Annotated in this window: 8 protein-coding genes; 4 read left to right on the top strand and 4 right to left on the bottom strand. The window is 72.5% G+C overall.

The window, feature by feature from the left end:
- Window positions 1–100: 100 nt before the first annotated feature.
- Window positions 101–2,965, bottom strand: a complete 2,865-nt coding sequence (locus tag OHV05_RS29505) for a DEAD/DEAH box helicase (RefSeq protein ID WP_405020378.1) — start codon at window positions 2,963–2,965, stop codon at window positions 101–103.
- 495 nt (window positions 2,966–3,460) lie between these two features.
- Here OHV05_RS29505 and OHV05_RS29500 point away from each other — a divergent pair, with 495 nt between their 5' ends.
- Both OHV05_RS29500 and OHV05_RS29495 read left to right on the top strand, forming a co-directional pair.
- Entirely contained in the window at window positions 3,461–3,835 is a 375-nt protein-coding gene (locus OHV05_RS29500; RefSeq protein WP_403031760.1) for a hypothetical protein, read from the top strand.
- 53 nt (window positions 3,836–3,888) lie between these two features.
- The gene (locus tag OHV05_RS29495; RefSeq protein WP_313068149.1) at window positions 3,889–4,215 is read left to right on the top strand and encodes a metalloregulator ArsR/SmtB family transcription factor; all 327 of its coding nucleotides are present in this window, start codon (window positions 3,889–3,891) and stop codon (window positions 4,213–4,215) included.
- Between the two features lie 91 nt (window positions 4,216–4,306).
- Here OHV05_RS29495 and OHV05_RS29490 read toward each other — a convergent pair whose 3' ends face one another.
- Window positions 4,307–5,476: an aminotransferase class V-fold PLP-dependent enzyme gene (locus OHV05_RS29490; protein WP_403031764.1), complete on the bottom strand. Its 1,170-nt coding sequence runs from the start codon at window positions 5,474–5,476 to the stop codon at window positions 4,307–4,309.
- A 95-nt stretch (window positions 5,477–5,571) separates the two neighbouring features.
- On the opposite strand from OHV05_RS29490, the gene OHV05_RS29485 reads away from it, so the two are divergent.
- Both OHV05_RS29485 and OHV05_RS29480 read left to right on the top strand, forming a co-directional pair.
- Complete coding sequence (locus OHV05_RS29485; RefSeq protein ID WP_405020377.1) at window positions 5,572–7,644, top strand: prolyl oligopeptidase family serine peptidase; 2,073 nt, start codon at window positions 5,572–5,574, stop codon at window positions 7,642–7,644.
- A gap of 256 nt (window positions 7,645–7,900) precedes the next feature.
- Window positions 7,901–10,282 carry an immune inhibitor A domain-containing protein gene (locus OHV05_RS29480; protein ID WP_405020376.1) on the top strand — a complete coding sequence of 794 codons (2,382 nt, stop codon included), beginning with the start codon at window positions 7,901–7,903 and terminating at the stop codon, window positions 10,280–10,282.
- Between the two features lie 142 nt (window positions 10,283–10,424).
- Here the strand turns inward: OHV05_RS29480 and OHV05_RS29475 are convergent, their stop codons facing one another.
- Both OHV05_RS29475 and OHV05_RS29470 read right to left on the bottom strand, forming a co-directional pair.
- Window positions 10,425–12,227, bottom strand: coding sequence for a glycoside hydrolase family 36 protein (locus OHV05_RS29475; protein ID WP_405020375.1), 1,803 nt, complete (start codon window positions 12,225–12,227; stop codon window positions 10,425–10,427).
- Window positions 12,228–12,434: 207 nt separating this feature from the next.
- Window positions 12,435–14,795: a collagenase gene (locus OHV05_RS29470; protein ID WP_405020374.1), complete on the bottom strand. Its 2,361-nt coding sequence runs from the start codon at window positions 14,793–14,795 to the stop codon at window positions 12,435–12,437.
- Window positions 14,796–14,830: the final 35 nt, after the last annotated feature.

Here is a 14,830-nt window from a genome sequence, read left to right as displayed (position 1 = left end):
CCCGCAGGGGCTCGGGGAACTGCGACGCCGACCGTGCGGTGTGACCCGCACGCCGGACCTCCTCGCAGTTCCCCGAGCCCCTGGTGGTGTGCCGTGTGCCTCAGCCGACCGAGGAGTAGGCGATGATGCCGCGCCGGAGCGAGTCCACCGCCTTCCGGGCGGTGGAGCGGAGCTTGGCGTCCTCCCCCGCCGCGTCCTGGATCTGGCCGAGCACGTCGATCAGCTGCTTGGTCCAGCGGACGAAGTCGCCGGCCGGGAGGTCGGCGTCCCGGAGCACCTGGTCGAGGTTGTGGCCGAGCGCCCAGCGGTAGGCGACCCAGGCGAAGCCGAGGTCGGGTTCGCGCTGGCCGACGCCCTCGGCCGTGTTGATCTTGTGCTGCTCCTCCAGGGCGTCCAGGTGACCCCAGATCCGGATCATCCGGCCGAGCGCCTCCTTGCTCGCGCCCTCCGGCACCCGAGGTGCCGCCGCGTCGTCGGACTGCCGCGACTCGTAGACCAACGCCGAGGCGCAGGCCGCGAGTTCGGGCGGGCTGAGCTCGGCCCAGACGCCCTCGCGGATGCACTCCGAGGCCAGCAGGTCGAGCTCGCCGTAGAGCCGACCGAGGCGCTTGCCGTCCTCGGTGACGGTGTCCCCGCTGAGGTAGCCGAGGTCGGTGAGCAGGCCGCAGACCCGGTCGAAGGTGCGGGCGATGGTGTGGGTGCGGGAGCGCATCCGGCGCTCCAGCAGCTCGGTGTCCCGGTGCAGGCGGTGGTAGCGCTCGGACCAGCGGGCGTGGTCCTCGCGCTCGTCGCAGCCGTGGCAGGGGTGCTGTCGCAGCTCGGCGCGCAGCCGGGCGATCTCCGGGTCGTCGGCGGCGGCCGCCCGGCCCTTGCGGAACCGCTCGGGCTCCAGGTGGCCCGCCTTGGTGCGCAGGGCCGAGGCCAGGTCGCGCCGGGACTGCGGGCTGCGCGGGTTGAAGGACTTGGGGATCTTCACCCGGTCGACCGCCGTCACCGGGTACGGGAAGTCGATCATCGCGAGCCGCTTGACCTGCCGCTCGGCGGTGAGCACCACCGGGCGCGGGCCGTCCTGGTAGTCCGGGTGACGGACCGTCCGGGGCGAGCGGCTGACCGGCGGCAGGCCGGGGTCGAGCACCAGCGCGAGCCCGGCGAACTTGCCGGTCGGCACGTGGATCACGTCGCCCGGCTTGAGCGCCTCGATCGCCTCGATCGCGGCGGCCCGGCGCTGGCCGGTGCCCTCGCGGGCGAGCTCGTTCTCCCGCTCCTTGAGCGTCCGACGGAGGTTCATGTACTCGTCGAAGTCACCGAGGTGACAGGTCATCGACTCGCGGTAGCCCTCCAGCCCGTCCTCGTTCTTCTGCACCTGGCGGGCGATGCCGACCACCGCGCGGTCCGCCTGGAACTGGGCGAACGAGGTCTCCAGCAGCTCGCGCGAGCGGTGCCGCCCGAACTGGCCGACCAGGTTGACCGCCATGTTGTACGAGGGGCGGAACGAGGAGCGCAGCGGGTACGTCCGGGTGCCGGCCAGGCCGGCCAGCGCCTCCGGGTCGATGCCGCGCTGCCAGAGCACCACGGCGTGGCCCTCGATGTCGATGCCGCGTCGCCCGGCCCGGCCGGTGAGCTGGGTGTACTCGCCGGGGGTGATGTCGGCGTGGGTCTCGCCGTTCCACTTGACCAGCTTCTCCATCACCACCGAGCGGGCGGGCATGTTGATGCCCAGCGCCAGCGTCTCGGTCGCGAAGACGGCCTTGACCAGCCCCTTCACGAAGAGCTCCTCGACCACCTCCTTGAACCGGGGCAGCATCCCGGCGTGGTGGGCGGCGATGCCGCGCTCCAGCCCGTCCAGCCACTCGAAGTAGCCGAGCACGTGCAGGTCCTCGTCGGGGATGTCGGCGCAGCGCTCCTCGACGATCGCCCGGACGGTGGCCCGGTCGCTGTCCCGGTTCAGCCGCAGGCCGGAGGTCAGGCACTGCTGGACGGCCGCCTCGCAGCCGGCCCGGCTGAAGATAAAGGTGATCGCGGGCAGCAGGCCCTCGGCGTCGAGGCGCTCGATCACGTCGACCCGGCCGGGCGTCCAGACCCGGTTCGGGCGGCCGGTGGGCATCGAACGGCCCCGGCCGCGGGCGAACTTGTCGTTGCGCGAGCCGCGGTCGCCCTCGGAGCGGGCCAGCCGGACCAGCTCGGGGTTGACCGCCTTCGCCGGGTTGCGCGGGGCGTTCTTGGGGCGACCGTCCACGTCCGGGTTGGCGAACAGGTCGTACATCCGGTTGCCCGCCATCACGTGCTGCCAGAGCGGCACCGGGCGGTGCTCGGAGACGATCACCTTGGTGCCGCCGCGCACGGTGTCCAGCCAGTCGCCGAACTCCTCGGCGTTGGAGACGGTGGCGGACAGCGAGGCCAGCACCACCGACTCGGGCAGGTGGATGATCACCTCTTCCCAGACCGCGCCGCGGAACCGGTCGGCCAGGTAGTGCACCTCGTCCATCACCACGTAGCCGAGGCCGTTCAGCGCGGAGGAGCCCGCGTAGAGCATGTTGCGCAGCACCTCGGTGGTCATCACGACCACCGGGGCGTCGCCGTTGACGCTGTTGTCACCGGTGAGCAGGCCGACCTTGTCGGCGCCGTAGCGCTTCACCAGGTCGCCGAACTTCTGGTTCGAGAGCGCCTTGATCGGCGTGGTGTAGAAGCACTTCCGGCCGGACTGCAGGGCCAGGTGCACGGCGAACTCGCCGACGATGGTCTTGCCGGAGCCGGTCGGGGCCGCGACCAGCACACCCTCGCCGGCCTCCAGGGCGCGGCACGCCTCGAGCTGGAACTCGTCCAGCTCGAAGTCGTACAGCTGCTGGAAGCCGTAGAGGATGGTGGCCTGCTCCTTGGCCCGGCGGCGGAAGGCCGCGTAGGCCTCGGCCGGGCCGAGCTCCTCGGTGCCGGGGGTCTCCGGGTGTTCGGGCATGGCGCTGTTCATCGGCGTCACCTCTTCTTCCCGTGGGACTGCTGGCTGCCGGGCCGGGGACCGGCCGGGCGGGACGGGGGCGCAGACGGCGACGCCTGCGGCTGCGGGGCCCGGGCGGCGGTGGCCGACCAGGGGGCGCAGCGGCTGTGGTTGGTGTGGTGATCGAGCATCTCAGCCAGACATTACCCGTCTGGACGGACATCAACAGCACCGTTTTCACCCGGGTTGCGGGCCGGGCGGGTCGCCCGATGTCGACCTGTCGTTTTGGCGCTCCGTCGACCGGGGCCGCACCGCCGGGCGGGCCACCCGGCGCAGCCGTCCGTGCACGCGGAGTAGCGAATCGGGTCAGCTTCTCAGTTGCAGAAGTCTTCAATTCGCTGACAGACGATCACTTCCCGCTCCGCTTCGGCCAACTCCGGGCAGATCGCCTGCGGACCCGCCGCGCTTCCTACAGTCGTCCCACCGAGCCCGCCCTCCGATGCGGGCCTCGCCGACTGGAGGATCCCGATGGCCAATCTGGAGAGCGCACTCAAGGAAGCCATGACCATCGACGGCGCGATCGGCGTCGCCCTGGTCGACTACGACAGCGGGATGGCGCTCGGCACCCTCGGCGACAACACCGAGCTCGACCTCAACGTGGCGGCGGCGGGCAACACGGACCTGGTCCGGGCCAAGATGCGCACCATGCAGATGCTCAACCTGCACGACAACGAGATCGAGGACATGCTGATCACCCTCACCACCCAGTACCACCTGATCCGCCCGCTCACCATGCCGAACGGGCGCGGGCTCTTCCTCTACCTCGCGCTCAACCGGGCCCGGGCCAACATGGCGATGGCCCGCCACCAGCTCCGCCGGCTGGAGGCCACCCTTGAGCTCTGAGCGGCGGTCGGCCGCCGACCGAGGACGGGCCTCCGGGAGAGGGGTGAGCTGCGGTGCCCCAGCTGTACCAGGCGAAGGCCGAACTGTTCCGGATGCTCGGGCACCCGGTGCGGATCCGGGTGCTGGAGCTGCTGCAGGCCGGGCCCACGCCGGTCCGTGACCTGGTGGTGGCGCTGGACATCGAGCCGTCCAGCCTGTCCCAGCAGCTCGCCCAGCTCCGCCGGGCCGGTCTGGTCACCGCCTCCCGCGAGGGCTCGACCGTGGTCTACGCGCTGGCCGGCGGCGACGTGGCCGACCTGATGCGGGCCGCCCGGCGGATCCTCACCGAGCTGATCGCCGACCGGGGCGAGCTGCTGGCCGAGCTCCGCGCCGCCGACTGACCGCCGACCGGCGCGGCGGACGGGCGGTGCACCCGACGGGCGGTCCACCCGACGGGCGGTGCAACTGACGGGCGGTACGGCTGACGGGCGGTCAGCGACCGTCCAGCAGCTCGCCGATCCCGGCGGCCAGCGCGCGGTACTCCTCCGGCCGGTTGTAGACCTGCGCGCTGATCCGCAGCACCCCGCCGCCGGACCACGGCCGGATCGCCACCCGGGTGGCCAGCCGTCGTCGGATTCCCACCATCAGCGCCTTCGCGGTGTGCTCGCTCTCCCCGCACCCCGGCGGCAGCCGGACCGCCCGCATCGCCAGCCCCGGCATCGCGGGCAGCGCCCGCAGCCCGGCCCGCTCCACCAGCTGCTGCTGCCCGTACACCGCCAGCGCCTCGTTGTGCGCCCTGACCCGCTCGGCGCCGAGCTGGTCCAGCAGGCCGAACCCGGCCGGGGCCGCCAGCCAGGGGGTGTAGTCGCAGGTACCGCGCCACTCCACCCGGCCGGGGAAGCCCCGGTCGTGCTCCCAGGAGAACATCAGCGGCCGGATCCGCGAGCGCCAGGCGGCGTGCACCGCGAGCACCGCCGAGGCCCTCGGCGCGAACGCCCACTTGTGCAGGTTGCCGATCCAGAAGTCGGCGCCGCCGGCCTGCTCGCCGAGGTCCACCGGCAGCATCCCGGGGGCGTGCGCGGCGTCCACCACCGTGGTCACCCCGCGCTCGGCCAGCGCGGCCAGCAGCACCGGGTCGGCGATCTGCCGGGCGGTCGGCGAGCTGACCAGGTCGAGCACGGCGACCTTGGTCCGCTCGTCCACCGCCGCCAGGATCCGGGCCCGGACCGCCTCCTGGTCGGGTGTGTGCACCGAGAGCCGGACGGTCCGCACCCGGGCCCCGCTCTCCGCCGCCCGCCGCTCGGCCGCCCTGGTCACCACGCCGTAGCCGTGGTCGGTGACCAGGATCTCCTCGCCCTCCCCGAGCGGCAGCGAGTCCAGCACCACCGCGATCCCCTCGGTGACGTTGGTGACCAGGGCGATCCGGTCGGGGCGGGCGCCGAGCGCGGTGGCGACCCGGGCCCGGGCCCGGGCCACCCGGTCCGGGAGCTCCAGGAAGAAGCCGTCCGGGTCCTGCTCCTGCTCGGCCCGCAGCCTGGCCTGGACCCGCTGCACCGGCAGCGGCACCGCGCCGTAGCTGCCGTGGTTGAGGTGGGCCACCGTCGGATCCAGCGTGAACAGGGCTCCCGCACCCGACAGTTGGCGTGGTGGTTCGATACTCATCCTGGTCTCCCGCTCCCCGGCAGTCATAATGGTGTGTGACATTTCACACTGCATACTTCTAGCCGAAATCCCCTGCTCACGGCAACCATCGGCCCGTGACCCACACCGACCCCTTCCTCGCCCTGAGCGCCCGGACCGGCCGCTTCAGCTACGGCGCCCCGCGCGCCGTGACGCTCGCCGCCGACGGTTCCCGGCTGCTCTTCCTGCGCTCCACCGGCCCCGAGGACCCGGTCGAGCGGCTCTGGCTGTTCGACCCGACCACCCGGCAGGAGCACCTGGTCGCCGACCCCACCGTGCTGGCGCCGCACCGCACCGGCGACCCGGCCGACCTGCCCGCCCTGGAGCGCCGGCTGCGCGAGCGGCTCCGGCTCTGGGCCCCCGGCATCGGCTCCTTCGCCGCCACCGCCGACCTCGCGGTGGCCGTCTTCGCCCTCGACGGCCGACTGTTCCGGACCACGGTGGACGCCGGCTCCAGCACCGAACTCCCGGTCGCCGGACCGGCCTTCGACCCCCGGCCGAACGCCGACGGCAGCCTGGTGGCGTACGTCACCGGCGGCGCGCTGCACCTGACCGACCGGGCCGAGCCGCTCAGCCCGGCCGACGGAGGGGCCTGGGGCGTCGCCGAGTTCGCCGCCGCCGAGGAGCTCGGTCGCACCCGGGGCCACTGGTGGTCCCCGGACGGCCGTGCGCTGCTGGCCGCCCGGATCGACGAGTCCGCCCTGCCGCTGCGCTGGTTCGCCGACCCGGCCCGGCCCGAACTGGCCGCCGAGAGCTTCGCCTACCCGCAGGCCGGCGGCCCCAACGTGGACCTCCAGCTCTGGGTGCTCGGCCTGGACGGCGGCCGGGTCCGGCTGGACTGGGACACCGCCGCCTTCCCGTACGTCTGCGCGGCCGACTGGGAGGGGGACGGCGAGCTGCTGCTCACCGTCGCCGACCGGCTCCAGCAGACCGTGCTGCTGCTCAGCGCCGATCCGGCCACCGGCCGGACCCGCGAACTCTCCCGCACCGTGGACGAGTTCTGGGTGGACGACCTGCCCGGCACACCGGCCCGGCTGGCCGACGGCCGGCTGCTCACCGCCGCCGACACCCCGAGCGGCGACGCCCGGGGCGTCGCCCTGGACGGGAAGATCCTCACCGACGAGCGGACCCAGGTCCGCCGGGTGGTCGGCCGGCTGCGCGGCCAACTCCTGGTCGAGGCCGGCCAGGACGACCCGGTCGACCAGCACGTCTTCCTGCTCGCCCCGGACACCGGCGCGCTCACCCGGCTCAGCGAGGGCCCGGGCGTGCACTCCGCGGTGGCGGCCGGCGAGACCCTGCTGCTCACCTCGGCCCGGCCCACCGGCATCGAGCGCCGACTGCACTTCCGGGGCGAGGAGATCGCCCTGCTGGACCGCGCCACGCCGTTCCCGCACGTGGTCACCCCGCGGCTGGCCCGGGTCACCGAACTCGGCCTGCCCACCGCCGTGGTCTACCCGCGCAACCACCCGACCGGCCGTCGGCTGCCGGTCCTGCTGGACGTGTACGGCGGACCGGGTCACCAGGCGGTGGCCAGCGAACCGCGTCGCTGGCAGGCCCGCCAGTGGTGGGCCGACCAGGGCTTCGCCGTGGTCACCACCGACAACCGGGGCACCCCGTTCGTCTCGCCCTCGTTCAGCCGGGCGATCTTCCGCCGGTTCTCCGCCGTCGCGCTGGACGACCAGATCGCCGCCCTGCAGGCGCTGGCCGGCACCCACCCCGACCTCGACCTGACCCGGGTCGGCGTCCGGGGCTGGTCGTACGGCGGGTACTTCGCCGCGCTCGCGGTGCTCCGCCGCCCGGACGTCTTCCACGCCGCCTGCGCGGGCGCCCCGCCCACCGACTTCCGGCTCTACGACACCGCCTACACCGAGCGCTACCTCGGTCTCCCGCAGGACAACCCGGAGGGCTACGCCGCGGACTGCCTGATCCCGGACGCCCCGTCACTCACCCGGCCGCTGCTGCTGATCCACGGCCTGGCCGACGACAACGTCCACCCCTCGCACACCCTGCTGCTCTCGCAGGCCCTCACCAGGGCGGGCCGGCCGCACTCGGTGCTCCCGCTCCCCGCGGTCAGCCACATGACCCCGAACGGCGTCAACGAGCAGATCAGCGAGGCCGAACTCGCCTTCCTGCGCAGCTCGCTGGGCTGATCTCCCCAGCACCCCACGGTCCGGTGCCCGCCCCCGGCGCCGGGCCGTGGCCCGTTCCTGCCCCGTCCCGCCCCGGCCGTCCGGGCGCTCCGCCAACTCCTCCGGCGGACACCCGACATGGGGCCCGCCGGTCGCGGTACCGGCCGGCAGGTCCGACGGCGAGATCCACCGGCACACAGGTCTTCCATGTGATGGATGACATGTGAAATATTACCCTCGCCCACCCGACCACCCCCGTCCGGAAAGGACCGGTCAGTTGCGCAGACTGTCCGCAGCCGTCACGGCTGCGCTGACCACCAGTGCGATAGCCGCCACCCTGTTGAGTGGCAACGCCTACGCCGCCCCGAAGCCCTCCCCCACCCTGCAGTCCCAGGACGCGCCGGCCGAGGCCCAGGTGGGCCCGGAGGGCAAGGAGGCTCCCGAGGGGCCGCTGGCGCCGCAGGAGAAGACCCGGCAGGCGCTCCGCACCAAGGCGCTGGAGCAGCTCAACAAGGGTTCACTGGCGAAGACCTCGGCGGGCACCGCGCCCAAGAAGGTCAAGATCGGCAACGATTACGTCCAGCTCGCCCAGGAGCGCAAGGACAAGGTCTTCGTGATCCTTGCCCAGTTCGGCGACCAGGTCGACAACTCGACGCTGTACAACGGCGTTCCGCGCTACGCGGGCACTCCCGGGCCGGCCCACAACGTGATACCGCAGCCCGACAAGAGCGACACCCACACCTTCTGGAAGAACGACTTCAGTCGTGCCTACTACCAGCAGATGTTCTTCGACGACAAGGCCGGCGCCAACTCGATGCGGAACTTCTACCGCACCCAGTCCTCCGGCCGGTACGACCTCGAGGGCACCGTCACCGACTGGGTGACCCTGCCGTACAACGAGGCGCGCTACGGCAGCAACAAGGGCCCGCAGGGCAACGGCGCCTGGACCCAGGCGCAGGAGTTCATCCGGGACGCCACCAAGGCCTGGTACGACGGCGAGCTGGCCAAGGGCCGGACCGCCGCCGACGTCAAGGCCGAGCTCAAGCAGTACGACGTGCACGACCGCTACGACTTCGACAAGGACGGGAACTTCGACGAGCCGGACGGCTACATCGACAACCTGGTCGTGGTGCACGCGGGCGTCGACGAGACCTGGGGCGGTGGCGCCCAGGGCGCCGACGCGCTGTGGGCGCACCGGAGTTGGGCCCTGCCGGACCCGACGGGACAGGTCGGCCCGGAGGGCAACAAGATCGGCGGTGCGCCGGTCGGCGACACCGGCATCTTCGCCTACGACTACGTGCAGGGCGGCGAGAACAGCGGCGTCGGCCTGTTCGCCCACGAGTTCGGCCACAACCTTGGCCTGCCGGACCTCTACCCGACCACGGGCGGCGACAACAGCGTCAGCTTCTGGTCGCTGATGTCCTCGGCCTCGTACCTGGGCCGCGGCAAGAACACCACCGGCGAGTACCCCGGTGACCTGGACGCCTGGAGCAAGCTGCAGTTCGGCTGGCTCAACTACGACGAGGCGCAGGCCGCGACCCGGTCCAGCCACGCGCTCGGCGTCAGCGGCTACAACACCGACCAGGCCCAGGCCGTGCTGGTGCACCTGCCGCCGACCACCAAGACCACCACGCTGGCCGACCCGTTCCAGGGTGCCTCGCAGTGGTACAGCGGCACCGGTGACTCCATCGACAACTCGCTGTCCCGGACGGTGGACCTGACCGGTCGCACCGGCTCGGCGGCGATCTCGGCGGCCACCTGGTACGACATCGAGCAGGACTACGACTTCCTCTCGGTCGAGGCCAGCGCCGACAACGGCAAGACCTGGAAGTCGCTGGGCGGCACGGTGGACGGTGCGCCGATCGGCAACACCACCGCCAACACCCCTGGCCTGAGCGGCACTTCGAACGCCTGGCGGCAGCTGAACATCCCGCTGGACGCCTACCTCGGCAAGACCGTGCAGCTGCGCTTCCACGTCACCTCGGACAACAACACCCACGGCAAGGGCGTGCTGATCGACGCCGTGAAGATCACCGCCGACGGTGCCACCCTGCTCGACGACGGCGCGGAGAACGGCAACCAGGGCTGGGTGCTGAACGGCTTCAACCCGCTCAAGGGCAAGGACTCGGTCAGCGAGCACCCGCGGGCGTACCTGGTGGAGAACCGCCGCTACGTCGGCTACGGCGCCTACCTGCAGACCGGGCCGTACAACTTCGGCTACAGCGGTGTCGAGGGCAAGGCCGGCGTGATCGACAACTACCCGTACCAGGAAGGTGTGTTGATCTGGCTCTGGGACACCAGCTACCTCGACAACAACACCAAGGACCACCTGGGCGGCGGCCTGATCCTGCCGATCGACGCGCGGCCGCAGGCGATGAAGTTCAAGGGCGGCGTGCTGGTCAACGGCCGGGCGCAGAGCCACGACGCGACCTTCTCGCGCAACCCCACCACGGCCTTCACCCTGCACAGCGCGGGCGTGGCCACCAAGTACCCGGCGAAGCCCGGCATCCCGGTCTTCAACGACCGGACCGGGGTCTACTCCGACCCGGCGATCCCGCAGCTGGGCGTCGCCGTCCCGAACACCAACACCAAGATCGAGGTCGTTCGGGAGACCCAGGGCGGCAAGCTGACCACCATCAAGGTCGGCCCCGCCTCCTGATCCACCCGCACAGCCCGGAGCCCCGGCCCGCACACCCTTGCGGACCGGGGCTCCGGCCCGTCCGGGCCCGCCGGCGAGCGGGCGTGGAAACGCCCACCCGGCGGAGGCGCAGGGCCCCCGCCGGGTGGGCGGGCCGGGTGGGTCAGCGACGGAGCGTCAGCAGGCCGCCCAGCGGCACGTGCAGGCCGAGTTCGAGGCTCTCCACCGTCACGGTCACCTCGGCGACGGTGCCCCCCATCGCGTCCTGGACCAGCACCGCCAGCGTGCCCGGGGCCCGGTCGAAGACCAGCCGGACCAGCGTGTCGGGGTCGGCGTTGCCGAGCAGCAGCAGGTCCCACTCCCCCGGCACCGCGACCGGCACCGGCGCGTACCGGCCGAACGCCCGGGCGCCGTCCCGCCGGGACTCGATCAGCGGGTAGCCGAGCTCGGGCCGGTGCGGGCGGAACTCGGAGCGCTGCAGCAGGTCCCGGTGCTCGGCCATGACGGCGAGCCAGAACCGCAGCGCGGCCAGCTGGCCGGGCCCCTGCACCGCCAGGTCCACCGAGACCTGCGGGGTGGCGAACAGCACCGCGAGCAGCAGCACCGCGATCTGCTCGGGCGCCTCCTCCGGGTGCCAGGTCAGCGGGTCGGCGTGCACCGCCAACGGTCCTGCGGTGAGCCGCAGGTCGGCGGTGCGGGCGCGGTTCTCGGTGGCGTTGTGCGGGCAGTCGATGGCCCGGACCATGGTCGAGTACGGCCACAGGCCGGGGCCCATGTACTGCTGCCGGTACTCGACCAGCACCTCCGGCCGGACCGCCCGCAGTCGGACGTCGAGTTCGGCCAGCAGGCGGCGGACGCCCTCGGCCACCTCGGTGCAGTCCGGGTCCGGGGAGGCGGAGGTGGCCTCGCGCAGGAAGGTGTCGACGAAGTCGATCTTCAGACCGTCGACCCCGTACCGCTCCACCGCCGCCGCCAGCCGGTCCACCTGGTGCGCCCGGACCAGCGGGCTGCGCGGGTCGAGGACGTACGTCTCCAGGGTCGGCAGGTGGGCCAGCGTGTGCCCGGCGAGCGTGCCGATCGCGGCGCTGCGGTCGCCGGCGAACGGCAGGGCGTACCAGAGCAGGTAGTTGAGGCCCAGGGCGCGGACCCGCGCGACGTGCCCGGCGAAGTCGGGGAAGCCGCCCGGGGCGGGCTGCCAGTCGCCGGTGGTGGCGTAGGAGCGGCCGTTCTCGTCGGTCTGCCAGCCGTCGTCGACGATCAGCGAGCCGAAGCCGAGCGGTGCGGCCAGCGCGGCCAGCTTCTCCACGTCGGCCGAGGTCATCGCCAGGTGCAGGGCGTACCAGGTGCAGAACACCGGCTCGAAGGCGGCGTCCGGCACCACCGGGGCCGGCAGCGCGGTGCCCCACCAGGCGGCCGCGCCCCGGACGGTGTCGGCGAAGTGACGTCCGCTCAGGTCCAGCAGCAGCCGCAGCGGGCCCTCGTGCTCGACCCACCAGCTGAAGTCGCCGGTCTCCTCCACCGCGCCCTCGCCGATCGAGACCGGCAGCACCGTCTCGCCGACCGCGAAGGTGCAGATCGCGGCGTCCGCCGTGCCGACCAGGCTGCCGACCGGTGCCCCCTTGGGCAGCGCGGCGACCCGGGGCAGCGCCCAGGACGGCGGCAGCCAGCGGGTGCCGGTGCCGGGCGTCCAGTAACCGGTGGCGCGGGTGCACGGCAGCCGCCACTCCACCCGGGCCCGGACCGGCGAACCGTCGGTCGACCGCCCCGGGGTGACGTCGATCAGCAGCACGCCGGGGACGTCCTGCGGGGTGACCCGCACCGCGAGCTCCCCGGCACCGACGGCGGTGGCTCTGACCCGCAGGCCCGGGAGGTCGAGGCCGGTCTCCACCGGGCAGGCGGTCTCGGTCCGGCCGGAGGGGTGGGCGCTGCCGTCCCAGCTGAGCGGGGGAGGTGTCTGGGTGGTCACGAGGTGTGGCCTTTCACGTGAAAGAGCCCCACCGGGGCCTGGGCCCTGATGGGGAGCGGGTGGCTGCGGGGAGGACAGCCGCGTGCCGGTACCCGTGCGGGGCAACCGCGGAAGCGGTCGAACGGCTGCCCCGCACGGGAGTTGTGGAGCCTGGTCGGACGCGGCCCGCCGTTACGGTTCCCCGCCGCGTCCGACCAGGGGTTCGGGTCACCTGCGGAGCGGGCCCTCGCAGGTGTAGTCGGCGGTGCCGGCCTTGCCGCCGGGCCAGACGTTGACCGCACCGAAGTAGCAGTTCATGTCGTCCAGGTTGTTGGCGACGCCCTTGGTCCGGCTCAGCAGGAAGTAGTCGACCGTGTAGGACATGTCGTTGAAGACCCGGTCGGGGTTGTTCGCGTCGGCCAGGTTGGCGGTGATCGCACCGGTGCAGACGAACCGCATCGGCTTGTTCGCCCAGTCCCCGTTGTCCTTGCAGGACGGGGTGTTCTGGGTGGCGGCGGCGATCGCGGCCTGCACCTCGGCGGCATAGGCGTACTTCAGCGCGCTGTTGGCGCTGAACGAGGTGTTCGGCACGTACAGGCTCGGGGCGATCGCGATCTGGGCGTCCAGGAAGGCGTCGTACTCGGCCTGCAGGCCCCGGTCGGCGCCGGTCCTGGTGCGCCAGGCGTCGAACCCGGCCGGGTCGTCGGCGCGCAGGTAGCCGTACATCTCGCGGAGCTTGGCCGGGTGCTTCGCCCAGAGGAACTCGTAGAAGGTTCCGGCGTAGTTGTAGAAGTGGAAGGCCGGGGTGTCGTCGTAGCTCGCGTGCAGCACCTGGGCGACGGTGAGCCGCGGGATGCCGGCCGCCTCGTCCGAGGCCAGCTTGGCCACCAGCGACTTGCGGACCTTGACGCCCTGGTCCCGGGTCGAGCCGTCGAAGAACTCGGCGGTGCCCTCGTCCATCGCGGTGGTCAGGTCCTTGGCGTACCAGCGCGCGTCACCGAAGTAACCCGGCACCGCCCAACGGCCGTTCAGGTAGTGGGTGTACTCGTGCCGGAACAGCTCCTCCAGCGTCAGGTACGACTCCGCGGTGGTCCGCTGGTAGGTGTAGAAGGTGGCGCCGCGCTCGATGTAGATGCCGCCGTTGTTGGTGGCCATCCCGGTCAGCAGCGGGTGGTACACCTCGTAGTCCGAACGCGTCGCGTACAGCTGGATGTTGAGGGTGGCGTTCGGGTCGCCGGCCAGCGGGACGTCGGTGCCGAGCACCCGGAAGAACTGGGTCTTCACCTGCTTGCTGGCGTAGTACATCTGGTCCACGGTGGCCCGGTCCAGTGCGGTGCGGACCGAGACGGCACCGTTGTCGTACTTGTAGGTGTAGGGGAACAGCTTCGCCTCGACGTCGCTGGTACAGACCCCGAACTGGGCGCAGTTCCCGTAGTAGTTGGCCCAGCCCGCCACCTTGACCCAGGGCGCCGACCACTGGCCGAAGGTGGCCTTGGTGAGGTCCAGCAGGCTGCCGATCTCGGCGGTGGTGCCGGCCCGCAGGGCGGCGATCTGGCCGAACCGGCCGTACTCGCCGACCGCGTCCCGGGCCAGCCACTCGTTCTGGGTGCCCTTGAGGTGGCCGTACCCGGCGAAGGCCCGGAAGGCGGCCCGGAAGGAGGGGTCGGCGGCGACCACCGGCAGGAACGCCGGGTCCTGGTTGGAGACGCCGAGCCAGCTGAGGTTGAGCGCGGCCAGACCGGCGGTGCCCCAGGCCCAGCTGTCGGCGACCTTGGTGCCGGGGGCGAACTTGGCCAGCACCTTCTTCGCCAGGCCGAGGTTGTTCTGACGCACCCCCACCGAGCCTGCGGTGGTGGTCATCTCACGGATGGTCGCACCGGCCAGCTCGGTGTCGTCGAAGGCGTGCGGGCTGTTCCCGTACGCCGTGACGGCCTGCTGGACCGCGGCCAGCGTGGCGGCGTCGGTGACGTCGATGCCGTTCTGGTTGAAGTCGAAGTAGACCGTGGCGTGCAGGAAGGTCCACAGCTCGTAGAGGTGGGCCGCGCCGGTGCCGTCGTCGGAGCCGGCGAGCTTGCCGATCCGCTGCGCGACGGCCTGGACGTGGGCGTCGTCCATGGTGGTGGTGTACCTGGCGTCCCAGGTCCAGAGGAAGTTCTTCAGGCAGCCGTCCACCGTGACGGCCGGGTCGGTGAGGAAGTCGGCCAGGGCGTTCGGGCCCAGGCCGGTCATCCCGTCCACGGTGCACGGCACGCCGGCCGCGGTGGTCGCGGCGGTGCCGCTCGCGACGAGTTCGGCGGCGGTCGGGGCGGGGGCGCCGACCCGGTCGGGCAGCATCCCGGGGACCGGTCCGCTGCCGAGCGAACCGCCACCGGGGGCGGGCGCGGCGGTGCCGGTCCGGGCGGTGGCGTCGCCGAGCCGGTCCACCTCGTCGTACCCGGTCGGTGCCACGGGTGCCGGCGCGGTCGCGGCCGCCGGGGCGGCCACCGGGGACTGGGCGAGCGCCTGGCCGGTCTGGATCGCGGGCAGCGTCAGGGTGGCGGTCAGCACGGCGGCGAGCAGGACCCGGCGCGTGGTGAAGGAAGTTGCCATGGTTCTTCTCCGAGTGGGGTGGAGAGGTGGGGGCG

It is taken from the genome of Kitasatospora sp. NBC_00070, assembly GCF_045041205.1.
Taxonomy (GTDB): Bacteria; Actinomycetota; Actinomycetes; order Streptomycetales; family Streptomycetaceae; genus Kitasatospora.
This window is presented reverse-complemented; position numbering and strand designations above follow the sequence as displayed.

What these genes read in the sequence shown, in the direction of transcription:
- OHV05_RS29505 (WP_405020378.1), bottom strand. Translation starts at nt 2,965, where the DNA reads ATGAACAGCGCCATGCCCGAACACCCGGAGACCCCCGGCACCGAGGAG.
- OHV05_RS29500 (WP_403031760.1), top strand. Translation starts at nt 3,461, where the DNA reads ATGGCCAATCTGGAGAGCGCACTCAAGGAAGCCATGACCATCGACGGC.
- OHV05_RS29490 (WP_403031764.1), bottom strand. Translation starts at nt 5,476, where the DNA reads ATGAGTATCGAACCACCACGCCAACTGTCGGGTGCGGGAGCCCTGTTC.
- OHV05_RS29470 (WP_405020374.1), bottom strand. Translation starts at nt 14,795, where the DNA reads ATGGCAACTTCCTTCACCACGCGCCGGGTCCTGCTCGCCGCCGTGCTG.